The 25,918-nt window shown below is 60.6% G+C and carries 21 protein-coding genes and 1 pseudogene; 13 read left to right on the top strand and 9 right to left on the bottom strand.

Annotation, left to right across the window (positions count from 1 at the left end; all coding sequences use genetic code 11):
* Positions 1-144 precede the first annotated feature (144 nt).
* The 3 genes and pseudogenes from ade to ACSQ2Z_RS07420 form a co-directional block, all read left to right on the top strand.
* On the top strand, positions 145-1,842 hold the full coding sequence (gene ade, locus ACSQ2Z_RS07430; RefSeq protein WP_436080599.1) for an adenine deaminase: 1,698 nt from the start codon (positions 145-147) through the stop codon (positions 1,840-1,842).
* Positions 1,843-1,906: 64 nt separating this feature from the next.
* Positions 1,907-2,107, top strand: a complete 201-nt coding sequence (locus ACSQ2Z_RS07425) for a hypothetical protein (protein WP_436080598.1) — start codon at positions 1,907-1,909, stop codon at positions 2,105-2,107.
* A gap of 175 nt (positions 2,108-2,282) precedes the next feature.
* Positions 2,283-2,357, top strand: a pseudogene (locus tag ACSQ2Z_RS07420) (hypothetical protein); the annotation flags it as partial.
* On the opposite strand, the gene bglA reads toward ACSQ2Z_RS07420, so the two are convergent.
* Positions 2,349-3,998 carry a beta-galactosidase BglA gene (gene bglA / locus ACSQ2Z_RS07415; protein ID WP_436080597.1) on the bottom strand — a complete coding sequence of 550 codons (1,650 nt, stop codon included), beginning with the start codon at positions 3,996-3,998 and terminating at the stop codon, positions 2,349-2,351. The pseudogene ACSQ2Z_RS07420 and the gene bglA overlap by 9 nt on opposite strands.
* Before the next feature lie 502 nt (positions 3,999-4,500).
* On the opposite strand from bglA, the gene ACSQ2Z_RS07410 reads away from it, so the two are divergent.
* The 3 genes from ACSQ2Z_RS07410 (at position 4,501) to ACSQ2Z_RS07400 (ending at position 6,126) form a co-directional block, all read left to right on the top strand.
* Positions 4,501-5,421, top strand: a complete 921-nt coding sequence (locus tag ACSQ2Z_RS07410; protein ID WP_436080596.1) for a sugar kinase — start codon at positions 4,501-4,503, stop codon at positions 5,419-5,421.
* Positions 5,422-5,488: 67 nt separating this feature from the next.
* A complete protein-coding gene (locus ACSQ2Z_RS07405; RefSeq protein WP_436080595.1) occupies positions 5,489-5,740 on the top strand; it encodes a type II toxin-antitoxin system Phd/YefM family antitoxin in 252 nt (83 codons plus the stop codon).
* Entirely contained in the window at positions 5,737-6,126 is a 390-nt protein-coding gene (locus tag ACSQ2Z_RS07400) for a type II toxin-antitoxin system VapC family toxin (RefSeq protein WP_436080594.1), read from the top strand. Before ACSQ2Z_RS07405 ends, ACSQ2Z_RS07400 begins: the two co-directional genes overlap by 4 nt.
* Positions 6,127-6,141: 15 nt before the next feature.
* Here the strand turns inward: ACSQ2Z_RS07400 and der are convergent, their stop codons facing one another.
* The 3 genes from der to ACSQ2Z_RS07385 all read right to left on the bottom strand — a co-directional run bounded on the left by der (position 6,142) and on the right by ACSQ2Z_RS07385 (position 9,350).
* Positions 6,142-7,566, bottom strand: a complete 1,425-nt coding sequence (der, locus tag ACSQ2Z_RS07395) for a ribosome biogenesis GTPase Der (RefSeq protein WP_436080593.1) — start codon at positions 7,564-7,566, stop codon at positions 6,142-6,144.
* A 163-nt stretch (positions 7,567-7,729) separates the two neighbouring features.
* The gene (locus ACSQ2Z_RS07390; protein WP_436080592.1) at positions 7,730-8,401 is read right to left on the bottom strand and encodes a tetratricopeptide repeat protein; all 672 of its coding nucleotides are present in this window, start codon (positions 8,399-8,401) and stop codon (positions 7,730-7,732) included.
* Between the two features lie 361 nt (positions 8,402-8,762).
* Positions 8,763-9,350: an NnrU family protein gene (locus tag ACSQ2Z_RS07385; protein WP_436080591.1), complete on the bottom strand. Its 588-nt coding sequence runs from the start codon at positions 9,348-9,350 to the stop codon at positions 8,763-8,765.
* A 205-nt stretch (positions 9,351-9,555) separates the two neighbouring features.
* On the opposite strand from ACSQ2Z_RS07385, the gene ACSQ2Z_RS07380 reads away from it, so the two are divergent.
* The gene (locus ACSQ2Z_RS07380; RefSeq protein ID WP_436083015.1) at positions 9,556-10,497 is read left to right on the top strand and encodes a polysaccharide deacetylase; all 942 of its coding nucleotides are present in this window, start codon (positions 9,556-9,558) and stop codon (positions 10,495-10,497) included.
* Positions 10,498-10,506: 9 nt separating this feature from the next.
* Here the strand turns inward: ACSQ2Z_RS07380 and sbmA are convergent, their stop codons facing one another.
* The 5 genes from sbmA to glpK all read right to left on the bottom strand — a co-directional run bounded on the left by sbmA (position 10,507) and on the right by glpK (position 16,727).
* Positions 10,507-11,769 carry a peptide antibiotic transporter SbmA gene (gene sbmA, locus ACSQ2Z_RS07375; protein WP_436083014.1) on the bottom strand — a complete coding sequence of 421 codons (1,263 nt, stop codon included), beginning with the start codon at positions 11,767-11,769 and terminating at the stop codon, positions 10,507-10,509.
* 123 nt (positions 11,770-11,892) lie between these two features.
* Positions 11,893-13,092 (bottom strand): MFS transporter, encoded by a 1,200-nt coding sequence (locus ACSQ2Z_RS07370; protein ID WP_436080590.1) that lies wholly within the window; start codon positions 13,090-13,092, stop codon positions 11,893-11,895.
* Between the two features lie 87 nt (positions 13,093-13,179).
* Positions 13,180-13,929 (bottom strand): type I methionyl aminopeptidase, encoded by a 750-nt coding sequence (gene map / locus ACSQ2Z_RS07365; RefSeq protein WP_436080589.1) that lies wholly within the window; start codon positions 13,927-13,929, stop codon positions 13,180-13,182.
* Positions 13,930-14,024: 95 nt separating this feature from the next.
* Positions 14,025-15,062, bottom strand: a complete 1,038-nt coding sequence (locus tag ACSQ2Z_RS07360) for an LLM class flavin-dependent oxidoreductase (protein WP_436080588.1) — start codon at positions 15,060-15,062, stop codon at positions 14,025-14,027.
* A 165-nt stretch (positions 15,063-15,227) separates the two neighbouring features.
* Positions 15,228-16,727 (bottom strand): glycerol kinase GlpK, encoded by a 1,500-nt coding sequence (glpK, locus tag ACSQ2Z_RS07355; RefSeq protein WP_436080587.1) that lies wholly within the window; start codon positions 16,725-16,727, stop codon positions 15,228-15,230.
* Between the two features lie 225 nt (positions 16,728-16,952).
* Between glpK and xdhA the strand changes: the two genes are divergently transcribed.
* The 6 genes from xdhA (at position 16,953) to guaD (ending at position 25,806) form a co-directional block, all read left to right on the top strand.
* Entirely contained in the window at positions 16,953-18,425 is a 1,473-nt protein-coding gene (gene xdhA, locus ACSQ2Z_RS07350) for a xanthine dehydrogenase small subunit (protein ID WP_436080586.1), read from the top strand.
* Positions 18,426-18,714: 289 nt separating this feature from the next.
* Positions 18,715-21,057, top strand: coding sequence for a xanthine dehydrogenase molybdopterin binding subunit (gene xdhB / locus ACSQ2Z_RS07345; RefSeq protein ID WP_436080585.1), 2,343 nt, complete (start codon positions 18,715-18,717; stop codon positions 21,055-21,057).
* 12 nt (positions 21,058-21,069) lie between these two features.
* Positions 21,070-21,885 (top strand): xanthine dehydrogenase accessory protein XdhC, encoded by an 816-nt coding sequence (xdhC, locus tag ACSQ2Z_RS07340; protein WP_436080584.1) that lies wholly within the window; start codon positions 21,070-21,072, stop codon positions 21,883-21,885.
* A 388-nt stretch (positions 21,886-22,273) separates the two neighbouring features.
* The gene (locus ACSQ2Z_RS07335; RefSeq protein ID WP_436080583.1) at positions 22,274-23,182 is read left to right on the top strand and encodes a LysR substrate-binding domain-containing protein; all 909 of its coding nucleotides are present in this window, start codon (positions 22,274-22,276) and stop codon (positions 23,180-23,182) included.
* A gap of 81 nt (positions 23,183-23,263) precedes the next feature.
* Positions 23,264-24,502 carry a urate hydroxylase PuuD gene (gene puuD / locus ACSQ2Z_RS07330; protein ID WP_436080582.1) on the top strand — a complete coding sequence of 413 codons (1,239 nt, stop codon included), beginning with the start codon at positions 23,264-23,266 and terminating at the stop codon, positions 24,500-24,502.
* A complete protein-coding gene (gene guaD / locus ACSQ2Z_RS07325) occupies positions 24,499-25,806 on the top strand; it encodes a guanine deaminase (RefSeq protein WP_436080581.1) in 1,308 nt (435 codons plus the stop codon). Before puuD ends, guaD begins: the two co-directional genes overlap by 4 nt.
* Positions 25,807-25,918 lie beyond the last annotated feature (112 nt).

The raw sequence follows: 25,918 nt of genomic DNA, 5'->3' as shown, positions 1-25,918 counted from the left end.
CCATCGCCCACACCACAAGCAACTGCGCGCAGTCCACAGACACAAGCACCAATTTGTTGCAGTCTGCGATGCAATGTCGATCACCAGCGGCTATGGTGGCAGCAAGTCAATCCGCGGCAAGGCATTGAAGAGGCAGGATCCACCATGAGCGAAAAACTTGGAAAGCTGATCGACCAGGGCACGGGCCGCGCGCCTGCCGACGTCGTGCTCAAAGGTGGCCGCTTCTTCGATCTGGTCACTGGCGATCTGATTGCCTCCGACGTCGCCATTTGCGGCGACCGGATCGTCGGCACTTGCGGAACCTACCGAGGCAACACGGAAATCGACATTTCCGGCAGGATCGTCGTCCCCGGCTTCATTGACACGCATCTGCATATCGAATCCTCGCTCGTCACGCCGCATGAATTCGACCGCTGCGTGTTGCCCTATGGCGTAACGACTGTGATCTGCGATCCGCACGAGATCGCCAATGTGCTCGGCACCGAGGGCATCCGGTTCTTTCTCGACTCCGCCCTCGAAACCATCATGGACATCCGCGTCCAGCTCTCAAGCTGCGTGCCGGCGACGCATCTGGAGACCTCCGGCGCCAACCTGCCGATCGAGAAGCTGCTGCCGTTCCGCGACCATGAAAAGGTGATCGGCCTGGCGGAATTCATGAATTTTCCGGGCGTCATCCACAAGGACCCGATCTGCCTCGCCAAGCTCGAAGCCTTTCAGGGCGGCCATATCGACGGCCATGCGCCGCTGCTGCGCGGGCTCGACCTGAACGGCTATCTTTCCACCGGCATCCGCACCGACCACGAATGCACGACGGTAGACGAGGCGCTCGAAAAGATCCGCAAGGGCATGCACATTCTCGTGCGCGAGGGCTCCGTCTCCAAGGACCTGCATGCGCTGATGTCGATCATCACCGAACGCCTGTCACCGTTCCTGGCGCTGTGCACCGACGACCGCAATCCGCTCGACATCGCCGAGCAAGGCCATCTCGACTACATGATCCGTGAAGCGATCGCGCAGGGCGTCGAGCCGCTGGCCGTCTACCGCGCCGCCTCCATTTCGGCCGCGCGCGCGTTCGGGCTCCGCGACCGCGGCCTAGTGGCACCGGGCTGGCGCGCGGATCTCGTTGTCATCGACAGCCTTGAGGACTGCAAAGCCGAGAAGGTCTTTTCCGGTGGCCGTTTGGTAACCGATGAACTGTTTGCAACCCGTCGCCCGGTCGCGCCCGTCGGGCTCGACAGCGTCAAGGCAGGCCACGTCAACGCTGCCGATTTCGGCGTACCCTATGCCGAAGGCGAGACATCGGTGATCGGCGTGCTGCCAGGCAAGATCATTACCGAGCATCGCCGTTTCAAGCTGCCGGCATCGGGCAACCAGGCCGGTGTCGATCTCGGCCGCGATATCATCAAGGTCGCGGTCATCGAGCGACACGGCATCAACGGCAATCACGCCAACGGCTTCGTCCAGGGCTTTGGATTGAAGAAGGGCGCGATCGCCTCCACTGTCGGTCATGACAGCCATAATATCTGCGTCGTCGGCGTCAACGAGGACGACATGGCGTTCGCCGCCAACCGGCTGGGCGAGATCAAGGGCGGCTTCGTCGTCGTCGAGGACGGCAAGGTGACCGGCGAAATCGCCCTGCCCGTTGCGGGCCTGATGAGCCTCGAACCATATGAAAGCGTGCGCGACACGCTGCACCATCTGCGCCAGGCCGCCTTCGCTCTCGGCGCGACGTTGCAGGAACCATTCCTGCAACTGGCCTTCCTGCCGCTCCCGGTCATTCCGCACCTGAAAATTTCGGACAGAGGGCTGGTCGATGTCGATACGTTTGCGCTGATTGGGTGAAAATATTTGTCTTGGAATGACCTTTCACTCCACTTAAATTGGTTTGGTAGCGTAGAAGTTTGAGATGACGAAATTGGAACAAATCGAGAAATCCATCTCAGAACTTGGGCCGGACGAACTGCGCGCCTTTGCAGCATGGTTCGACAAACTCCAGGCCAAGCGCTGGGATGTCCAGTTTGAACAGGATGCCAAACGTGGTGCACTGGATGCGTTGGCAGAAAATGCCTTGACGGACTTCAAAGCTGGTCGGTCTCGGAGCCTGTGAAGCACCACGCGACCGCATCGTTCTGGCGGGCATACGATGACTTGCCGGCGCAAGTTTGAGAACTGGCTGATCGCAATTTTGAAAAATTGAAGGCTGATCCCAACATCCGTCCCTTCACCTCAAACAGGTTGGGCGTTTTTGGTCCGCGCGCGTTGGCACCTCGTGGCGCGCCCTTGCGGTGCAAGAGGGCGACGACGTGATCTGGTTCTGGATCGGCACCCACGCTCAATACGACAAGCTGCTACGGTAACAGCCGTCCGCAGAATACGTCCAGCGCCCCAAGCATGATTTCCGCCCCCTCTAACTGAGGCGCGAAACCAGGCATCGTAATGGCGTCAGCGATCTTCAGGCGATTTGGTAGCTGCACCGTCTGCGGCCCGCGGCGCAGATTGAAAATGAACAGCAGCGCCTCGCCTCCCTTTTCCCGCGTAAAGGCCAGGATGTCCTGGTTGGTTTCAAGGAAAGTCATGCTGCCATCCAGAAGCGGCGCGTGCTTCTTTCGAAAGGCCAGCGTCTGTCGATAGTGGGCGAGAACCGAATCCGTCACCGTTTCCTGCTGGTCGACGGCCAATGGGCGGTGCACCTCAGGAACAGGCAACCAGGGCTTGACGGTCGAAAACCCGGCATGGGGCGTCTCCTTCTCCCAGACCATCGGGGTGCGGCACCCGTCCCGGCCCTTGAAGGCCGGCCAGAAACGGATGCCGTAGGGATCACGCAGATCTGCCAGTTCGAGTTCGGCCTCCGGAAGCGCCAGTTCCTCGCCCTGATAGAGGCAGATTGAGCCACGAAGAGCGGCAAGCACCGAGATTGCCAGCTTCGCCACCCGCGCGCGCTCCTCTTCCGTCTGCGCAAAGCGGCTGACATGACGGGTGACGTCGTGGTTGGAGAAAGCCCAGCAGACCCAGCCGTCGGTGACCGCATCCTGAAAGGCCTGTACGCAGCGGCGGATGTGGGTGGCCGTGAAATCCGGTCCCAGCAGATCGAACGTGTAGCACATGTGCAGCTTGTCGCCGCCGCCGGTATAGGCCGCCACCGTCTTCAACGAGCGGGCGCCATCGCCGACTTCACCGACCGACGCACGATCACCGAATTCGTCAAGCAGGGCGCGAAAGCGCTGCAGGAAGCCGATATTTTCCGGCTGCGTCTTGTCGTAGAGATGGTTCTGCATGCCGTAGGGATTGACGTCGGGCGCGTCGAGGCCGATCGCGTCTTCGTCATAAACCAGCGGCGGGTTGTCCCGCAGTCCCTTGTCGTGGAAATAGAAGTTGACGGTATCGAGCCGGAAACCATCGACGCCGCGCTTCAGCCAGAAACGCACGGTTTCCAAGAGAGCCTCCTGAACGCCCGGATTGTGGAAGTTCAGATCCGGCTGCGAGCCCAAAAAATTGTGCATGTAATATTGCTTGCGCACGCCGTCCCATTCCCAGGCCGGACCGCCGAAGATCGACAGCCAATTGTTCGGCGCGGTCCCGTCCGGCTTCGGATCGGCCCAGACGTACCAATCGGATTTCGGATTGGTGCGGTCCGACCGGCTCTCCTTGAACCAAGGGTGCTGGTCGGAGGTGTGCGAGATCACCTGGTCGATGATGACCTTGAGTCCCAGTTCATGGGCCCTGGTCAGCATCGCGTCAAAATCAGCAAGTGTCCCGAACATCGGATCGACATCGCAGTAGTCGGAGACATCGTAGCCCATGTCGGCCATCGGCGAGGTGAAGAAGGGTGACAGCCAGATGGCATCGACGCCAAGGCTGGCAATATAGGGCAGTCGCAGCATCACCCCCTTCAAATCACCGATCCCATCGCCCCTGGTATCCTGAAAGGATCGCGGATAGACCTGATAGATCACCGCGCCGCGCCACCAATCGGGATTGGACTTCAAGGGAGATGCCATCAAAAAACTCCGCGACCACGAGGGATATGCTGGAAGATGTATCGTCGCAGAAAGAGTGAGTAAACGGCATTCCCTGCCGTCTCCGGAGATTGACGGGTCGTGGTGCAAAAATGATGATGGCTTGACCAGCCCCGCCACCAAGCAAGCGGAGAAGCCATTGCAGCAGCGCCAGTTTCCGGGGACTTTTTCATCGACCCGCGAGAGCCACGGCTTCGGCGTTCACATTCCTGGAGTGTTGAAATTCGACGCCCTGAACCGCGCACGCCAGCACGGCTCCGCTTGCCTTCCGCGCTGGTAAGCCGTATCTCGGCTTTCGCAAGTGGGCGCGACTAAAGCGCGGCGCGTCGAATACGACGTGCAAAGGACGCTTTACAGCGCCGCGCGTCTTTTCAGACGCGCCAAGGTCGCTGTAACGCTTTGATTTGCTGCATAATTTTTTCCTTAAATCGATCCCGATTTAAGGAATTATGCAGTAGAACTTGAAACTGGGCGGGAGGATTTCATGGCAGGCAGGCTGCTTTCGATCGGCGAATGCATGGTGGAACTGATGCAGGCCGAAGGTAATCTCCTGCGCAAGGGCTATGCCGGTGACAGTTTCAATACCGCCTATTATGCCCGGCTGTTTCTGCCTGAGGATTGGTCAGTCGATTATTTCACGGCGGTCGGCACTGATACGGTTTCCGACGAGATGCTTGCCTTCATCGAAAAGACCGGCGTCGGCACACGCTACATCCGCCGCGTCGAGGGTCGTTCGCCAGGCCTCTACATGATCCATCTGAAGGATGGCGAACGCAGCTTCTCCTACTGGCGCTCGGTTTCCGCCGCCAAGCTGCTTGCCGACGACGCCGGCCATCTGCGTATGGCGATCGAAGCCTCGGATATCCTCGTCTTTTCGGGCATCACGCTGGCCATTCTTGCGCCGAGCGCCGCCGAGACGCTGCTCTTGGAACTGCGCCGCGCCAAGGCTGCCGGCAAGCTGGTCGTCTTCGATCCCAATATCCGCCCGCGCCTGTGGGACGACAGGCACTATATGCTGGAAACCATCTCCGCCGGCGCCTGCGCGTCCAGCCTCGTCATGCCGAGTTTCGATGATGAAGCAGCCCATTTCGGCGACGCCGATATTACGGCGACGATCGCCCGATATCGCGGTCTCTGCGTGGAGAATGTCGTTGTCAAGGATGGGGCAAAGGGCGTGACCGTGAGCTTCGGCGATGATAAAGCCGAATTCGTCCCCTCGGCCAAGGTGGACAAGATCGTCGATACGACGAGCGCCGGTGACAGCTTCAACGGCGCGTTCCTTGCATGTTACGCCGCTGATGGTGATCCTGTAGCGGCGGCCCGGTTCGCTGCAAAGACGGCGGCAGCAGTCATTCAGCATCACGGCGCCCTGGTCGCCAGGGACAAGCTGGAAACCCAGTTCTAAATTGCGGCATTTGCAATTCGCCGCACCAAATACTATCCTTAGCTAAGTTTAGCCAAGGACCTGACCGATGACCACGGTAAACATGCTGGAAGCGAAGACCCGCCTTTCACAGCTTGTCAGCGCCGTCGAGGACGGCACGGAAAACGAAATCATCATCGCCCGAGATGGCAAGCCAGCGGCAAGACTGGTCCCGATCGTCAAAGAAAAAGCGCTACGACGCCTGGGGTTGCTTGAAGGACAATTTCCGGACATGTCGCTGGAAGACTTCAACGCGCTGGATGAGGATGTGGTCAAGCTTTTCAGTGTAGAAGCCGAATGAGGTTGCTACTCGACACGCATGTCGCGATATGGAGTTTGACTGAAACCCTCAAACTTCCCGCCGAACTGCTCGCCACGATCGCAAACAGGGACAACGAGGTTTTCATCTCTGCCGCGAGTATCTGGGAAATCGCGATCAAGTTTCCCCTGCGCCGTGCCGGTGCGCCTCCTTTCGACGGGGAGGACGCGGCTCGGTATTTCAAGACTGTCGGATACAGTTTTCTCGACATTTCGGTCGAGCATGCGGCCGCGAGCGGACATCTAAAAACAGTTCATGCTGACCCGTTCGATCGCCTGCTGATCGCGCAGGCGGTGACGGAACCGCTGACCTTGATCACACGCGACAGCAAGATCGCAGGCTACAGCCCCACGTTTATCACGTGGTAAGCTCAAGCCAGCCGATCATTTCCGCTTCTTGCGGTTCTCGAACGGGTTTTCCGATGCCCTGAGATGGATGCGGATCGGCACGCCTGGCATCTGGAAATCGTTGCGCAAACCGTTGGTCAGGTAGCGGATATAGCTTTCCGGCACGGAATCCGGGCGTGTGCAGGAGATCATGAAGCCCGGCGGGCGAGCTTTCACCTGCGTCATATATTTCAGCTTCAGGCGGCGGCCCGACACGGCCGGCGGTGGATGCTGCACCTGCTGATGATCCAGCCAGCGATTGAGCTTGGCGGTGGAAATACGGCGGTTCCAGACCTTGTCGGTGTCGATGATCGACTGCATCAGCTTGTCGAGGCCGTAGCCGGTCTGGCCGGAAATCGGCACCGCGCGGATGCCGCGAGCCTGTGGCAGGAGGCGCTCGGTCTTTTCGCGCAGATCCGCAAGCAGCGCCTGCGGGTCTTCAACCAGATCCCACTTGTTGAAGGCGAGGATCGCGGCGCGGCCTTCGCGGATGACGAGATCGACGAGTTGCAGGTCCTGCTTTTCAAAGGGAATGGTCGCATCGAAGACGATGACGACCGCTTCGGCAAAACGGATGGAGCGCAGGGCGTCGGCAACGGAGAGCTTTTCCAGCTTCTCCTGCACCCGCGCTTTCTTGCGCATGCCGGCGGTGTCGAACATCTTGATGGTGCGGCCGCGCCAGTCCCATTCAACCGAGATACTGTCACGGGTGATGCCGGCCTCGGGACCGGTCAGCAGGCGGTCTTCGCCGAGAAAGCGGTTGATCAGCGTCGATTTGCCGGCATTCGGGCGGCCGATGATCGCCACCCGCAAAGGCTTGGTGTCGTCATAGGCTGGCTCGAAGTCCTCGTCTTCTTCCTCGCCCGGTTCGTGGCGAAGATCGACGTCTGTCTCAGCTTCGTCGACGTCCGGCGGGAAGGCGCGGTCCTGGCCGAGCGCTTCAACAATCGCGTCGCGCAGATCGATCATGCCCTGGCCATGCTCAGCCGAGATGGCGACCGGCTCGCCGAGGCCCAGGGTGAAGGCATCGTAATAGCCGCCGTCGGAGCCCTTGGCTTCGGACTTGTTGGCAACCAGCACGACCGGCTTGCCACGGCGGCGCAGCATTTCACCGAGCGTCTCGTCGGCCGGCGTCAGGCCGTGCTTGGCATCGACGACGAAGAGTGTCAGGTCAGCCTCTGCGATGGCCGCTTCCGTCTGCGCCCACATGCGGCCCTGCAGAGTCTCGGGGCCGGACTGCTCGAGGCCGGCGGTATCAACGATGGTAAAGCGCAGGTCCACGAGCTTGGCCTCGCCCGGGCGCCGGTCGCGGGTAACGCCCGGCGTGTCGTCGACAAGCGCCAGCTTCTTGCCAACCAGACGGTTGAAAAGCGTGGATTTGCCGACATTGGGGCGCCCAACGATGGCGACGGTGAAGTTCATCAAGTCATCCTGTCTTCTTCAGAGCATCATGCTCTAATGTTTGTCTTCTACTGCATAATTCCTTAAATCGGAATCGATTTAAGCATAAATTATGCAGCAGATTTAAAGTGTTACAGCGTCCTTTTCGCGTCATGTTCTGACGCGCGGCACTGTAGACGCCCGCTCAGGCCGCCCTGCCGCTGGCGGCAATCAGGTCGAGCAGCATCTGGGCGCGGTTCGCCAGATTGCGCGGGGTTTCGGCATCATCAACAATCTGCTGGAACCAGGTCTTTGCCTTCGCCATGTCGCCGGCCTTGTAGGCTGCGAGCCCAAGGGCTTCGCGCGCGGAATGGCGCATGCCGTTACCCGGCACGGCGAGCTGTTCGGCTTCGGCCGAAACCTGTTCATAGGTGCCGGTATCGACCAGCAGATAGGCCGCGCGCATCCGGGCCGCATCGCGCATCGCCTGCGGCAGGCTGGCATCCTTGGCGATATCGGAGAAGGCCTGAACAGCAGCGGCGACATCGCCCTTCTGCGCCGTAAGCGTTGCCGCGCGCATCTTCGCCAGCACCGGATAGGCGCCGTAGCCGTCCTTCTCCAGCGTAGCCAGCGCCGCCTGAGCCTCATCGGTCTTGTTTTCCTTGGAGAGCGTCAGGGCCGCCAGGAACTGGTCGCCCGACTGCGAGGCCGAGGTTTCGCGCCAGTATTCGTAACCCACCTTACCGATGGTGCCGAGAACGATGAGAATGGCGATCCCGATGATCACGCTGCCGAAGCGCGTCCAAACGGCCTTGACCTGGTCGGAGCGCAGTTCTTCGTTGACCTCGCGGATAAAGCTGTCGTCCTGGTTCGCCATTTCCTGTTCCGGTTGCCCGGCCTTCCCTGCAAAGATGAAAGTAAGATTGCGCGCTTCTAGCGCATTTTGAGGCCGTTGTAAGGGGGCACGCGCATTAATACCAGGGATCGATGATAGGAACCCATAGGATGCTGGCCTTTCGGCTAGGCGCGTTTCGAAGAGCGATGCTTTCGCATCGGTCGAGGGACGCTACAACGCCGAAAGGCCAGCATGAGCCACCTTCGGTCGGCTTCTCTTCGCTTCCGGGGGCCTCGAGGCCCTTGCACGATGCGAAAGCATCGACTGCGATCCTCTCCTGGCCGGAAACGAAGATCGAGCCGATCCTATGGGTTCCTATCATCGATTCTTGGTATTAGCCCCTTTAGCTCATGACAATCGGGGCAACACCGATCAGCCACACATGCAATTTCCAGACAAACAGGCCATAGGCGACAACACCGATGACCACTGCCAGCAGGTCGTTGGACGTGGAACGGAAGACGGGAAGCACCTTCTCGCCCGCGCGCTCCCGCCGCTTCAGCGAGATGCGCAGGATGACGGCCCAGGCGAGGAACGAGCCGAACAGCAGTACCGAAGATGTCTCGCCATTGGCAAGCAGATGGGCGAGCGCCCAGATCTTGATCGACAGGATCTGTGGATGCTTGACCGCGACTGCAATGCGGCCTGCCGGCAAAAAACCGGCGGCGAGACAGATGAAGGCAGGCAACATCAAAAGCAGCGAGATGTGCTTCAAAAAGACCGGCGGGTTGTAGAGCATGCCGGTGACCGCCCTCGCCTCGCCGAAGCCGTAGATGATCAGAAGAAGGCCGACGAGGCTGATGACCGCATAGATTCCCACCCAGGCGCCCTTGCCCTGACGCGCGATGACCGAGGCACGCAGGCCAGGTGCAACGACGCGCACGAGATGCATGCCGAGAAAAATGACGATGCCCAGAAGAAGAAGTGTCATGAAGCCCATCCGCCGTTTGTGAGATTTCTATCCCTTCGCATAGCCGGATCGGAAGCAAAATTCCAGCATGATCAAAGGATTGCCTTATTCTTGCGGCAGGGGTCGTTGCTCCGCCACTACCCTCCAAGGTTTCCGCGTGTCCAGATTTTCCGCCGCTCCCGGCCTTGCTCTTGCCTTGGCCCTGATCCCCGCCCTCGCCCATACGATGCAACCACCGGCCCCGGCTGGCCGAAAACAGCTTGTCATCATTTCCTTCGACGGCGCCCACGACAACAGGCTTTGGGAAAAAAGCCTGGAGATCGGCAAGCGAACGGGCGCGCATTTCACCTATTTCCTCTCCTGCACCTTCCTGATGGCGAAGGCGGAGGGCGGCAGGACGTATCAGGCCCCCGGACAAAAGGCCGGACGCTCGAATGTCGGCTTCGCCCTAAGCCGCGAGGAAGTACAGGCCCGTGTCCGCTACATCTGGCAGGCGCACCAAACCGGCCACGATATCGGCAGCCATGCCTGCGGCCATTTCGACGGCAAGGGCTGGAGCGCGGCCGACTGGAAACAGGAATTCACTGCCTTCCGCATGGCGCTCTTGAATGCCTGGAAAGCCGGCGGCATCGAAGGCGAGGAGCCCGAGGGCTGGGCGGATTTCGCGGAAAACGACATCAAGGGATTTCGCGCGCCCTATCTCTCCTTGAGCGACGGCCTGTTGCCGGCGCTGAAAAAGGCAGGCTTCACCTATGATGCCAGCCTCGTCACCAAAGGCCCAGGCTGGCCATCGACTGCGGACGGCATGCCGCGCTTCGGGCTGCCGCTGATCCCGGAAGGGCCGCAGCAGCGCCGGGTGATCGGCATGGACTACAATCTCTTCATCCGCCATTCGATGGGCGTGGAAAACCGCAAGGACAGCGCCGCCTTCGAAGAGCGCGCGATCGACGCCTACCGCAAGGCCTTTCAGGCGCAGTATCAGGGCGACCGCATCCCGCTGCAGCTCGGCTTTCACTTCGTCGAGATGAACGGCGGCGCCTATTGGCGGGCGCTCGACAGGTTTCTGACCGAGACCTGCGGCAAGCCCGACGTTGCCTGCGTCAGCTATGCCGAGGCGTTGCCGATGATTGCCAATGAGAAGAAGGCGGCCGAAGCCGCCTCCCAATAGCGCCATGAATCAGGCCAGGCTTTCGTTCTCGCCGGCTTCGATAAATTCGCGGTCGATTGCAGGCAGAGGTTCCCCCTCCATCGCTGCCTCGAACGCCTGAAGACGTTTGTAGATCGAAATCAGCTCAATCACCGTCGGCCAGGAATTGACGAGGTACTGGAAAGAACTCGTAACCTGCGAGAAAGCGCCCTGTATCTGCTGCAAGAGACCAAAGGTGATCGTCGCCCCGACGATGGACGGAACCATAAGGAACAAGGGGAAGATGTTGTCCGTCTGCAGATAAAAATATCGGGCGACATTGAAGTAGGTATAGTGGAAATACAGTTTGAAATAGTTCTTGCGGACATTGCTGAACAATTCACGGATCGTCAGGGGTTGAGCACGGTCGACATGGTCTTCACCATACACGAGCTCCTTTCGATACGCCGCCTCGACACGTTGATTGCGGAACTCCAGGCCGGGCAGTCTCACCCCAACCAACGCCAACATGACGGTACCGAAGATTGACCAGGCAATCGCCGCGATGACAAGCGGATACGGTATCGCCCCGACGATAGGCAATTCTTTGATGCTGCTCGACAGGGCATGGAGCACCGGCAGAAACGCAATCAGCGTCATAACGGAATCGATCAGCCGGACGCCAAGCCCTTCGACCGTCGTCGCAAATCGCATCGTATCTTCCTGGATACGCTGCGAAGCGCCCTCGATATGGCGCACTTTGGGCCAAACCGAATAGTAGAAATCGTTCATGGCGGTACGCCAACGGAACAGATAGTGGCTGGTAAAGAAGTTAATCAGAACGGCGGAAACAATGTAAACAGTCGCCAGTTCGAAGAAAATGAAGGCATAGCCGTAGATCTCCGACGCCTGAACCGTGTTCGGCGCCTTCAGCGCGTCCACGATGCGATCATATGTCGGCCGCCGCCAATTGTTGAGCGCAACGCTGATATCCACCGAGAAATATACTGTGAAAATGATGAAGGTGGATCCCCAGACCGACCATGATTTCCAAGGGTGCTCAGCCGCGTAGAAATGCCAGAAGAGGCAGAAGAGAACCATGGAAGAGATGAAATAGATATAAAACCAGATGGAGGCTGTCGTGAAAAAATGCCCAAGGCCGATCGGTGCCTCCTGACCAGGTGCCAATTGCGGCAGACCAAATTGGCCTCCGATATCAGCGCCCCCGGCATACCATATGGCGACCACAACGACTGTCCAAAGCAGTGCGGAGGGAAAGAACAGCTTCGGATTGGGAAAGAAGGAATGGAACAAGGCGTGGTACTCGCGTTTCTTGATGGGCAGATACCCACCTTCTCGATGCGCCGAACCTAGGGCAAAAGCCCTCACCTGCCAATCACGTCAAGCTAATGTTACCGTTATTTAATAGCGAACCGCTCATGCGCCTGTGGCGATAACGATGCGGCGCATCTCCACCCAGGTGAGCGCTGCGCAGAAAAGCAGCACACCCGCCGCCATGAGCGTTGGCGCCATAAAACTGCCGTTGCGCTCGGCCAGCCAGCCCGCAACGACTGGCCCGACGATCTGGCCGACGCCGAAGGCGGCGGTCATGAAGGCGAGCGCCTTGCGCGGGCTTTGCGGCGTGAGAGCTCGGCCGATCTGCAGGCCATAGGCGGTGACCATGATGAAGGTTGCGCCAAGCATCAGGCCGCCGATTAGCGGCGCATATGGCGAAGGCAGAGCGACGACCAGAATAAGCCCGATAGCCTCGACCAGCAGGCCCGCAAGATAAACCCCGACGATGCCGAGCCGTGGCACGGTGCGGCGCCAGGCATGCACGGACACTGCGGCGCTGAGACCCGTGATCAGCCACGCGAGAAACTCGACGGTATGGTCGGTTGCGCCCTGGCGCGCCATGGCGACAAGGAAGGTGGCGGTGATGACATAGCCGAAGCCGAAGAGGCCATAGGTGAGTGTGACAACGACAAGCGGCCGGGTCCAGACGAGCGGTTTTTCCTTCTCGCCGTTCCTGTGCCCTGCCGGTCCTTCAGGCAGCAGCGCGGCCACGATGAGCGTGCCGAGACAGGCAATGACGGCGCCGCCGAACCAGCCCGCCTGCCAGCTTGCGAAAACACCGAAACCGCCGGCGGGCAACAGGAAGACCATCAACGACGAGACCGCAATGCCCATGCCGACACCGCCGAAATGCACCGACTGGACATGCGGATTGGCGGCCGCAAGCCCTCTGCTGAGTACGATCGCCGAGGTGAAGATCATCGTAAAGGCGCTGGCCACGCCGGCAAGAAAGCGGATGAAGGAAAACAACAGCAGCGACGACGTCAGCCCCATGGCCAGCAGCAGCACCGCCGTCGCAACCAGCGCCGAAAGCGCGATCGGCCTCTCCCTTCCCTCTGCCCAGCCAAAGCCTGCGGCAATGGCTCCCAGCAGATAGCCGATGAAATTGGCTGACGCTATGATCCCCGCGTCGGCGGGTGTCAGGCCGAGATCGGCCATCATGCCCGGCAGGATCGGCGTATAGGAAAAACGCCCGAAACCCATGGCAACCGCCATTGCGATCGCACCGGCAAATGCGGTCGGAGCAAGGCTCCGGCTCAAGGGGTGGTCTAGCGTCGTCATGCCTTATCTATCGCAATGCAACATTGCGACGACAAACGACAAAATTTGATAATGTCGTTCAATGACGAGAATAGTAGCTCTTGCCAATCAACCCGGAAGGGTGACGACCAGAGGCCCGTTGCGCGTGACGACCACCGTATGCTCGTACTGAACGGTCGGCGCACGCGGCTCGCTGTAGAGCGTCCACTCGTCATCGCCGCCTTCCGCCCATTGGGCGCCCAGCGACAGGAAGGGCTCGACGGTGAAGACCATGCCGTCGGTCATCCTGCGCTTCTCGTGCTTGTCCGGCCAGGTGGCGATTTCTGTCGGTTCCTCGTGCAAGGAGCGGCCGACACCGTGGCTCGCCAGGTTGGTCACGAGCGTATAGCGGTTCTTCTTGGCGAAGCTACCGATGGCATTGCCGATCGCCGCCAGCGGCTTGCCCGCCTTCACCTCGTTCAGCCCGACCCACATGGCGCGCTTGCCGTCGCGGCAGAGCCGCTCGATCTGTGGCTTGACCGGCGGGACGGCGAAGGAGGAACCGGTGTCGGCGAACAGCCCGTTCTTCTCGGCTGAGACATCGATGTTGACGAGATCGCCGGCCTGGATGATGCGCGCGCCGGGAATGCCATGGGCGATCTCTTCATTGACGCTGATGCAGGTGGCGCCGGGAAAGTTATAGGTGAGTTCCGGCGCGGAACGAGCGCCTGCATCCTCGAGCACCTTGCGGCCGATGGCATCGAGCTCCGCCGTGGTGATGCCCGGTTCGAGTGCGGCGCCCATGATCTGCACGGCATTGGCGCAGATGCGGCCGATTTCCTTCAGCCGCGCCAGATCTTCATCATTGTTGAGGGTCATTGTTTCTCGCTTTCGGCGGTCTATGTAACGCGCCGAAAGCGACCAATCCAGATGGCCTTAGCAGGAAAATCGCCGAGATCACACGGTCTCTCCGTCTATTTTGCCCCCAGCGCTGCCCGCACCAGCGGCGCGACCTTCGTGCCGTAAAGCTCGATGCCGCGCATGATCTGGTCATGCGGCATCAGGCCGATCGCCATCTGCAGCAGGAACCGGTCATTCTTGAAGATGCGATGATGGCGGACGATCTTTTCCGCGACGGTGTCGGGATCACCGAGGAACAGATTGCCGTTCGGCCCGATCGCCTGGTTGAAATGCGCCCGGTTGGTCGGACCCCAGCCACGCTCGCGGCCGATGCGGTTCATCACCTCGGCCTGCGGGCCATAGAACTGATCGGCGGCCGTCTCCGTCGTGTCGGCGATGAAACCGTGCACATTGATGCTGGTCTTCAGCTTGGCGGCATCCTGCCCGGCCCGGCGCGCGGCTTCGCGGTAGAGATCAAACAGCGGCGCATAGCGGGCCGGCTCGCCGCCGATAATGGCAAGAGCCACCGGCAGGCCAAGTGCACCAGCGCGTGCCACCGATTGTGGCGTGCCGCCAACGGCAATCCAGATCGGCAGCGGGTCGCTCAGCGGGCGCGGATAAACGCCACGGCCCTGGATCGGCGGCCGCTTCTCGCCAGCCCAGGTCACCTTCTCGCCCCCGCGTATGGCAAGCAGCAGGTCCAGTTTCTCGGCAAACAACTGGTCGTAGTCTTCGAGATCATAACCGAACAGCGGGAAGGATTCGATGAACGAGCCCCGGCCCGCCATGATTTCGGCACGGCCGTTCGAGATCAGGTCAAGCGTCGCAAACTGCTGGAACACCCGGACCGGATCGTCCGAGCTCAGCACCGTGACGGCGCTGGTGAGCTTGATATTTTTTGTGCGCGACGCGGCTGCCGCGAGGATCATCGCTGGCGCCGACGCGACATAGTCCGGCCGATGATGCTCGCCAAGCCCGAAGACATCGAGCCCGACCCGGTCGGCCAGTTCGATTTCCTCGACGAGATGCCGTACCCGCTCCTCGCCCTCCCTGCCGCGCCCATCCGGCGCCTCGGGGTGAACATCTCCGAATGTGTATAGACCGAGTTCCATGACTTCTTGCCTGTTTTGTCAGCCCGATTTATGGGCAAACCATTGTTTGAGCTCACAGATAATCATGTTTGGTGGGATATCACAGCACGGAAGCTGAAACGCTGCGTTTCCCTGAGCCTATGTTTCGCACGGATTGAGGAACTGCACACCGGTGCTCGACCAGAATCAATTCAGAGGTTCGCTCAACGTCCGCTTCACCGCATTCCGCCACCCTTTCAATTTCCCGGCGCGGCATTTCTCGTCCATCTTCGGCTCGAACCGGCGATCGCGGGCCCAGGATTTGGCGAAATCCTTCCGGTTCGGCCATACCCCTGCCCGACTGCCGGCGAGCCAGGCAACGCCAAGTGCGGTGGTTTCAAGGATGGTCGGCCGGTCCACCGGGGCGTCGAGCAGATCGGAGAGACGCTGCATGGTCCAGTCGGAGGCGACCATGCCACCATCGACGCGCAGCACCGTTTCCCTGCCGTCGCTCTTCCAGTCCTTGTACATCGCGTCGAGCAGATCGCGCGTCTGGTAGCAGACCGCTTCGAGGGCTGCGCGGGCAAACTCCGCCGGGCCGGTGTTCCGCGTCATGCCGAAGATTGCGCCACGCGCGTCTGGATCCCAGTGCGGTGCGCCAAGGCCGGTGAAGGCCGGAACGAGATAGACCTCCTGCGACGGATCGGCGCTTTCGGCAAGCGTACCGGCATCGGGTGCGGCCTTGATCACCTTGAGACCATCGCGCAGCCACTGTACGGCGGCACCGGCAACGAAGATCGAGCCTTCCAGCGCATAGGTGGTTTCGCCGTCGAGACGATAGGCGATCGTCGTCAGGAGCCGGTTCTTCGAGCGGACGATGTCCTGTCCGGTATTGAGAAGTGCGAAGCAGCCGGTGCCGTAGGTTGATTTCATCATGCCAGGCTGGAAGCAGGCCTGCCCGATGGTGGCTGCCTGCTGGTCACCGGCGACGCCGAGAATCGGGATTTCCGCACCGAAGATAGAGGCGTCGGTCACGCCGAAATCGGCCGCGCAGTCAAGCACTTGCGGCAGCATGGCTTCGGGAACACGCAGGATTTCGAGCAGATCGCGGTCCCAGTCGTTGGCGGCGATGTTGTACATCAGCGTGCGCGAGGCATTGGTCGCATCCGTCACGAAGGATTTGCCGCCCGTCAGCCGCCAGATCAGGAATGTGTCGATCGTGCCGAAGCAGAGTTCACCCTTTGCGCCGCGGGTGCGCGCGCCCTTCACGTTGGCGAGCATCCAGGAGAGCTTGGTGCCTGAGAAATAGGGGTCGAGCAGCAGCCCGGTCTTCTTCGTGAAGGTCTTTTCCAGCCCCTGGCGCTTCAGCTTGTCGCAATAGGAGGCCGTGCGGCGGTCCTGCCAGACGATGGCATTGTGGATCGGCTTGCCGGTGGCCCGTTCCCAGACGACGACGGTCTCGCGCTGGTTGGTGATGCCGATCGCTGAAAGGTCGCTCGCCTTGATGCCGGCCTTGCGGATGGCTTCCCTGATCGCCCAGACGACGGTATCCCAGATTTCCTCGGGATCATGTTCCACCCAGCCGGATTTCGGGAAATGCTGCCTGAATTCCTTCTGCCCGGAACCGACCACCCTCTGCTTCGCGTCGAAAACGATCGCGCGGCTCGACGTCGTGCCCTGATCGATCGCGAGAACATATCCGCTCATTCTGCCCCTCCCCACGTTTTTTGAGCTCGCTTCTCTCCTCAAGACAGCAAGCCAGTTCAAAAACTTCAATACGATACAAAAACGAATGTCAAACGAAAACAAAACGCAAGTTAAAACGCCTTTGCGCCGGCACAAGACAATGGCGACAACGGCAAAAACACAATTGTCACGCTGCCGGTTTTAGGCATAGTTTCAAGAGTCGAATTAACAAGAAAAAGAGAGCGCATGACCCAATCCGCCGGCAGCATCCGCTTCATTCTGAATGACCGGGACATCGCGCTGACGTCAGTGTCGCCAACGGGAATGCTGCTCGATTTCCTACGTCTCGAACGGCGACTGACGGGAACCAAGGAAGGTTGCGCCGAGGGCGATTGCGGTGCCTGCACCGTCCTCGTCGGCCGCCTTGCGGGTGACGATCTCGTCTACGAAAGCGTCAATGCCTGTATCCGCTTCACCGGATCGCTCAATGCGACCCATGTCGTGACCATCGAGCATCTCGCCGCAAAGGACGGCGTGCTACACCCGGTTCAGCAGGCCATGGTCGACTATCACGGCTCGCAATGCGGATTCTGCACGCCCGGTTTCGTGATGTCGCTATATGGACTGTGGCTATCGAAGGACAATCCCGGCCGCGCCGATATCGAAAAAGCGTTGCAAGGCAATCTCTGTCGATGCACGGGTTACGAGCCGATTGTCAAAGCGGCCGAAGCGGTCGGCAAGATGAGGCCCGATGCTGTGTTCGACCCTCTCGTGAAGATGCGGCAGGATATTACGGCCCGCCTCAAGGCGATGCGCAACAATGAGACGATCCTGATCGGCGATAACGCGGCAAAACTGATCGTTCCCGGCTCGGCCTCGGCCTTGGCCGAGGTTCTCGATACCTATCCGCAGGCAACCGTGGTCGCCGGCTCCACCGATATCGGCCTCTGGGTCACCAAGCAGATGCGCGAGATCAGTCCGGTCATCTTCATCAACGGCATCGAGGAGTTGCAGTCGATCCGGGAAACGAAAGAGGGCATCACCATCGGCGCGGGCGTGACTTATTCCGCGGCCTTCAAGCTGATCTCGGCGCGCTACCCCACCTTCGGCCGATTGCTTGACCGGCTCGGCGGCGAGCAGGTGCGCAATATGGGCACGATCGGCGGCAACGTCGCCAACGGCTCACCGATCGGCGACACACCGCCGCCGCTGATCGCGCTCGATGCAAGTGTCACACTACGATCGAAGGCCGGGCAGCGAACAGTTCCGCTTGAGGACTATTTCATCGAATATGGACGGCAGGATCGCAGGCCCGGAGAATTCGTCGAAAGCATCTTCGTGCCCGACCTGCCCGGCGGCGATCTGTTCTCCGTCTACAAAGTCTCAAAGCGTCGTGACGAGGATATCTCCGCCCTTTGCGGCGCTTTCCGTATCGCGCTTAACGGCGATCTGGTGACGTCTGCACGGATCGCATTTGGCGGCATGGCCGGAACGCCGAAACGGGCGGCACATGTCGAAGCGGCATTGATCGGGAGGCTCTGGAACGAAGAGACGGTGAAGGCTGCCCAAACCGCGTTCGAACAAGATTATCAGCCGCTCACCGACTGGCGCGCCACGGCGGCCTATCGCATGCTGGCGGCGAAGAACCTGCTCTTGCGGTTCTTCCTGGAAACGTCAGGTGAAAGGGCCGAGCTTGTTCGGTTCGAGGTGACGGCATGACGATCCAACTCTCAGCGCCCCCCAGCCGGTCCGGCGGTGTCACCCCCCTCTGTCACTTCGTGACATCTCCCCCTCAAGGGGGGAGATCGCTTGCCGCATCGCTCTCGAAAAACAAGCAGCTTCGCAACGAACCGCAAATGCGCAACGGCAGAAATATCCGGGAACGGCACAGCGGGCTCCCGATCTCCCCCCTTGAGGGGGAGATGTCGGTAATGCCGACAGAGGGGGGTATTCCGGCGGCACGCGGCTGGCGACGGGGAACAATGCGACGGACCGGAGGTGCCAACTAATGGACAAATCGACCTTCGAAGAGCGCAAGACGATCGCCGGTCCGATGCATACGGCACTGCGCCACGACAGCGCCCACAAGCATGTCTCCGGCACCGCGGATTATATCGACGATATTCCGGAGCCGGTCGGGACACTGCATGGTGCACTCGGACTGACCGACCGCGCCCATGCCGAGATCGTCGCGATGGACCTGTCCGAGGTCGAAGCAACACCCGGCGTCGTCTGTGTGCTGACCGCCAAGGACATGCCGCACTCCAACGACATCAGCCCCAGCCATCTCGATGACGAGCCGGTGCTTGCCGACGGCCTTGTCCAGTTCCATGGCCAGCCGGCTTTTGCCGTGATCGCCGAAACCCGCGATATTGCCCGCCGGGCAGCGCGCAAGGCGAAGATCACCTATCGCGACCTGCCGCATTTCACCGATATCACCGATGCGCTTGAAAACGGCGCGGAGATCGTTACCAAGCCGCTGACATTGCAGCGAGGCGATGCCGAGGCGGAACTGGAACTCTCGCCTCGCCGCCTCGCTGGCCGCATGCGGATCGGCGGCCAGGAGCATTTCTATCTCGAAAGCCATATCGCCTTTGCCATCCCCGGCGAGGATGACGAGATCACCGTCTGGTCCTCGACCCAGCATCCGAGTGAAGTGCAGCACATGATCGGCCATGTGCTCGGCGTGCCCTCGAATGCCGTGACTGTGCAAGTCCGGCGCATGGGCGGCGGCTTCGGCGGCAAGGAAACGCAGGCCAGCCAGTTCGCGGTGCTCGCAGCCGTCGCTGCGAAGAAACTCAACCGCGCCGTCAAATTCCGCCCTGACCGTGACGAGGACATGATGGCCACCGGCAAGCGCCACGATTTCCTTGTCGACTACGATGTCGGCTTTGACGACGAGGGCCGCATCCATGCGGTGAAGGCGAATTATGCCGCCCGTTGCGGCTATTCCTCCGATCTCTCCGGCCCGGTCACCGACCGCGCGCTCTTCCACGCCGACAGCTCCTATTTCTTCCCGCATGTGAAGCTGACCTCGCAGCCCCTGAAGACGCATACCGTCTCCAATACCGCCTATCGCGGTTTCGGCGGGCCGCAGGGCATGATCGGCGGCGAGCGCATCATCGAGGAGATCGCCTATGCGCTCGGCAAGGATCCGCTCGACATCCGCAAGCTGAATTTCTACGGCGAAAAAGGGTCGGGCCGCGACCTCACGCCCTATCACCAGCAGGTCGAAGACAACATCATCCACCGCATCGTCTCCGAACTGGAGGTGGACGCCGACTATCAGGCGCGCCGCAAGGCAATCATCACCTTCAACAGGACGAGCCGGGTGATCCGCAAGGGCATCGCGCTGACGCCGGTCAAGTTCGGCATCTCCTTTACAATGACCGCCTTCAACCAGGCAGGTGCGCTGGTCCATATCTACAAGGACGGATCGATCCACCTGAACCACGGCGGCACCGAGATGGGCCAGGGCGTCTATACCAAGGTGGCGCAGGTTCTGGCCGACAGTTTCCAGGTCGATATCAGCAATGTGAAGATCACCGCGACGTCGACCGGCAAGGTGCCCAATACCTCGGCGACCGCTGCCTCCTCGGGCTCCGACCTCAACGGCATGGCGGCCTATGACGCAGCCCGCCAGATCAAGGAACGGCTCGTCGATTTCGCCGCCGAACGCTGGCAGACGGCCCCGGAAAATGTCACCTTCGTACCGAACCATGTGAAGATCGGCGAGGAACTGGTGCCCTTCGCCGACTTCATCAAACAGGCCTATTTCGCCCGCATCCAGCTGTCGGCTGCCGGCTTCTACAAGACGCCGAAAATCCACTGGGACCGCGATACCGGCCGCGGCACGCCATTCTACTACTTCGCCTATGGAGCCGCCGTCTCGGAGGTTTCCATCGATACCCTAACCGGCGAATACATGGTCGACCGCGTCGACGTGCTGCACGATGTCGGCAAATCCCTTAACCCCGCCATCGATATCGGCCAGGTGGAGGGCGGCTTCGTTCAAGGCATGGGGTGGCTGACCACGGAAGAACTCTGGTGGGACGACAAGGGCCGCCTGCGCACCCACGCGCCGTCGACCTACAAGATCCCGCTCGCCTCCGACCGGCCGAAGATCTTCAACGTCAAGCTGGCGGAATGGGCCGAAAATGCCGAAATGACCATCGGCCGCTCCAAGGCCGTCGGCGAGCCGCCCTTCATGCTGCCGATCTCGGTGCTGGAGGCGCTCTCCATGGCCGTTGCCAGCGTCGCGGACTACCGCGAATGCCCAAGGCTGGATACGCCGGCGACACCGGAACGGGTCCTGATGGCGGTTGAGCGCCTGCGTGCGACAAAAGCTTGAAGAGCAATTGAAATGAACTATACCGCCGACAGCCTCGAAGCCTTCCTTGAGCGCCAATACAAGCTGGTCATTGTCGAGATCAAGCAGACCTTCGGCTCGACGCCACGCGAGACGGGCGCCTTCATGCTGGTTTCGCCGACGGACACGCATGGAACAATCGGCGGCGGGCAGATGGAACATCTGGCGATCGACAATGCCCGGGCCCTTCTTGCGGGCGTCAGTGACCAGCTCGAGATGGATATTCCGCTCGGTCCCGATATCGGCCAGTGCTGCGGCGGCCGCGTGATCTTATCGTTCCGTATAGGCGATGAGGCCTCCCGCGCAGCGCTTGACGCAAGGTTGAAGAAGCGGCTGGAGTCGCTGCCGGAAGTCTGGCTGTTCGGTGCCGGCCATGTCGGCCGGGCGCTGGCCGATGCCCTGTTGCTGTTGCCGCTGAAGACCTATGCCGTGGAAACGCGAAAGAGCGAGCTCGACCTCATGTCAGCCGGTGCCAGCCATCGGCTGGTCGCCATTCCGGAAGCGATGGTCAAAGATATCGCGCCGGGCTCGGCCGTTGTCATCCTCACCCACGACCACGCGCTCGATTTCCTGATCGCCAGGGAAGCGCTGGCACGCGACGATCTCGCCTATGTCGGCATGATCGGCTCGAAAGCCAAGCGCGCCACCTTCGCAAGCTGGGCACGAAAAGAGGGTTTGGGCGATGACGCAATCGGCAGGCTGGTGCTGCCGATCGGCGGCAAGGCTGTCAGTGACAAACGTCCTGCCGTCATCGCCGCCATGACATCGGCTGAGATTCTTGTCGCCTTGGAGAGGCGTAAGCGCAACTGATGCGGGCTATTGCGGATCAGCACATGCGCCGCTTCCCCCCGCGGGCCTGCGCCGCAGGCCCCGCGTCGAACAAACCGCCGCGCCAGTCTTCGGCAGGCTCTAATCGGGGCGTAGGTTGCGCCCGTCCATGAAACCGATGTCTCGTTTCATGTAATCTGACATCACTTCGAGATCAAGTTTCGGGTAGCCAGGCCGAAGACCGCGCAGCATCCTCGCCAGCATAGAACGCCCTCCTCCGGGCCGAGATCGCGGCATAGATTCAAATTTTTCAATTGCTTGGCAATCCATGATGGCACCCTGTGTTTCTGTGAATGTGATTGCAGCATGCGCGCAAACGTGCTCAAATTCCAATCGAACAACCGTCTGCATGCATCAAGAGAACTTATCCATGAAAATGTCGAAACAGTTCCCGTTGAACGCGCTTCGCGTCTTTGAAGCCGCGGCTCGGCTCGGCAGTTTCACCCGCGCGGGCGAAGAACTCGGCATGACCCAGACGGCGGTCAGCTATCAGATCAAGTTGATCGAGGAGAATGTCGGCGAACCGTTGTTCCTACGGCGACCGCGGCAGATCACGCTGACGGAGGTTGGCCAGCGATTGGCGCCCCGCGTCACCGAAGCCTTCGAAATGCTGCAGGAGGCCGTTCTGTCGGCGCGGGGCGATGTGGATAGCGCATTGCTGATCAGTTCGACGGCGACATTCGCCTCACAATGGCTCGCCCGCAATATCGGCTCCTTTCAGCTCGCTCACCCCACCATCGCCGTGCGCCTCACAACCAGCGACAAATTGATCGATTTCGCAACGGAATCGGCTGACCTTGCCATCCGGTCCGGCACCGGCGTCTGGCCCGGGCTCGACAGCCATGCATTGATGGGCATCCAGTTCACGCCGATGCTGAGCCCGGCGCTCGCCGAGACGATCGGCGGCATTCACGAACCACGCGATCTCCTGAAACTGAGGATCATCGACGCCGGCGACCCGTGGTGGCGGCTCTGGTTCGAAGCCGCCGGCATCCACGACCCGGACCTTGATGGCCGGCCGACGAGCAGGCTCGGCGCACAGACCTTCGAGGCACGCGCGGCAGTTGCCGGACAGGGCGTCGCGATCCTGACGCCGGAATTCTACATGGACGACGTAGCGCTCGGCCGGCTCTATCAGCCCTTCGAACTGCGCTGCAGCGACGGACATGACTATTGGCTTGCCTATCCGCATGCGCGCCGCAACACGCCAAAAATCCGCACCTTCCGCGACTGGATTCTCGGCGAACTCGATCCAGAGACGAACAGCTTGCGCAAATAGCACTTGACGACGAAATCGCCCTCTTCCCCCGGCCTTCGTTTTTTCGCAAGGTGGCGCGGCGGAGGACGAAAGGGGACCTGTATGTATGAATTCGCCATAGCCTGGGAATGGCTGGCCTTTGCCGTCCGCTGGCTGCATGTCATCACCGCCATCGCCTGGATCGGCTCTTCCTTCTATTTCATTGCGCTCGATCTTGGCCTCGTGAAACGCGATCATCTGCCCGCCGGCGCCTATGGCGAGGAATGGCAGGTGCATGGCGGCGGCTTCTATCACATCCAGAAATACCTCGTTGCGCCAGCAGCCATGCCGGAACATCTCACCTGGTTCAAATGGGAGAGCTACGTCACCTGGCTTTCCGGCTTTGCCCTGCTCTGTCTGGTCTATTACGGCGGCGCCGACCTGTTCCTGATCGACCGGCATGTGCTTGATATTTCCGCGACCACGGCGATCCTGATCTCGCTCGCCTCGCTCGGTATCGGCTGGATCTTCTATGATCTTCTGTGCAAATCACCGCTCGGCAAGAACACCTGGACGCTGATGGGTATCCTCTATGTTGCGCTGGTCCTCATGGCCTGGGGCTATACACAGGTCTTCACCGGCCGTGCCGCCTTCCTGCATCTCGGCGCCTTCACCGCGACGATCATGTCGGCCAACGTCTTCTTCATCATCATGCCGAACCAGCGTGTCGTCGTCGCTGATCTGATCGCCGGACGCACGCCCGACCCGAAATACGGCGTCATTGCCAAGCAGCGCTCGCTGCACAACAACTACCTGACGCTGCCGGTCATCTTCTTCATGCTGTCCAACCACTACCCGCTCGCCTTCGCGACCGCGTATAACTGGGTGATCGCGGCACTGGTCTTCCTGATGGGCGTCACCATCCGCCACTGGTTCAACACGACCCATGCCCGCAAGGGCAAACCGACCTGGACATGGCTGGTCACGCTTTTGATCTTCATCCTGATCATGTGGCTATCGACAGTGCCAAAGGTTCTGAGCGGCGAACAATCGGCAGACGTATCGCCGACGTTTCAACGGTTTGCCTCCAACGCGCATTTCCCGGCGGTGAAAGATGCCGTTTCCACGCGCTGCTCCATGTGCCATTCTGCAGAACCGGTCTATGACGGCATCAACCAGGCGCCCAAAGGCGTGACGTTCGAAAACGATGCGGAGATCGCAGCCCACGCCCGCGAAATCTACCTCCAGGCCGGGCGCAGCCACGCCATGCCGCCGGGCAATGTTACCGACATGACCAATGACGAGCGCAAGCTGCTGACGGCGTGGTTCGAAAGCTCGGTTTTAGAAGGCAAGACAGAATGACAGCGACCCTCATTCGCGGACGCACGCTGAGTTTCAAGCACGCCCCCGCGGGCCTGGAGGACAAGGACGCCTATGCCTACGAGCCGGATGGCGCCCTGTTGGTCGAAGACGGCGTCATCCTCGCGAGCGGCGCTTATGACGCCGTGAAGGCGCAGGCGCCCGATGACGCGGTGGAAATCGATCACCGGCCCCACCTCATCCTGCCCGGCTTGATCGACACGCATCTGCATTTCCCGCAGATGCAGGTGATCGGCTCCTATGCAGCCAATCTGCTCGAATGGCTGAACACCTATACCTTCCCGGAGGAATGCCGCTTCGTCGAGACGGCGCATGCTGAGCGTATCGCGACACATTTCTTCGACGAGATGGTGCGCCACGGCACGACCACGGCGGTCGCCTATTGCTCGGTGCACAAGACCTCCGCCGATGCCTTCTTCGCCGAGGCGCTGCGCCGCAACATGCGCATGGTCGCCGGCAAAGTGATGATGGACCGCAACGCGCCGCAAGGGCTGCTCGACACGCCTGAGACGGCCTACGACGAGACCCGGGCGGTGATCGCCGAATGGCATGGCAGGGGCCGCAACCACGTGGCGATCACCCCGCGCTTCGCCATCACCTCGACGCCCGAGCAGATGTCAGCGGCACAAGCACTAGTGCGCGAATTTCCCGATCTTCACATCCAGACGCATCTCTCGGAAAACCGCGAAGAGATCGATTTCACCTGCTCGCTCTACCCTGAAGCCGCCGACTACACCGATGTCTACGCCCGCTACGGCCTGCTTGGCCCGAAAACCTTATTCGGCCACTGCATCCATCTGTCGGCGCGCGAGATGGACGCCATGAGCGAGACCGGCTCGGTCGCCGTCCACTGCCCGACCTCCAATCTTTTTCTCGGCTCCGGTCTGTTCCCGCTGAAAAAGCTGGTCAACCGCGAGAAACCTGTGCGCGTTGCCGTCGCCACCGATATCGGCGGCGGCTCGAGCTATTCGATGCTGCGCACCCTGGACGAGGCCTACAAGATCCAGCAATTGCAGGGCGAACGGCTGAACCCGTTGGAGAGTTTCTACTACATGACACTCGGCAACGCGCTGGCTCTATCGCTCGAAGACAAGATCGGTACGCTCGAACCTGGAATGGATGCTGATTTTATCGTGCTCGACATGGCGGCGACGCCGGCCATGGCGCTGAAGGCCGAAGTGGTCAATTCACTCGCTGACGAGCTTTTCCTGTTGCAAACCATGGGTGACGACCGGGCGATTGCCGAGACCTATGTGGCGGGTAGGGCGGCGAAGGCTGGGCTTTGAAAACACCCTCCCCTCGAGGGGGAGGGTCGGAGCGAAGCTCCGGGGTGGTGACCCTCGGCGATCCCTCACCCGCGACGGCATCACCAACGTCTCGGTTGTCTTTTATACCCTG

Source organism: Pararhizobium sp. LjRoot235, assembly GCF_964254145.1.
In the GTDB taxonomy this organism is placed as follows: Bacteria; Pseudomonadota; Alphaproteobacteria; order Rhizobiales; family Rhizobiaceae; genus Pararhizobium.
The sequence above is the reverse complement of the archived record's forward strand: the minus strand, read 5'-3'. Positions and strand labels throughout refer to the sequence as shown.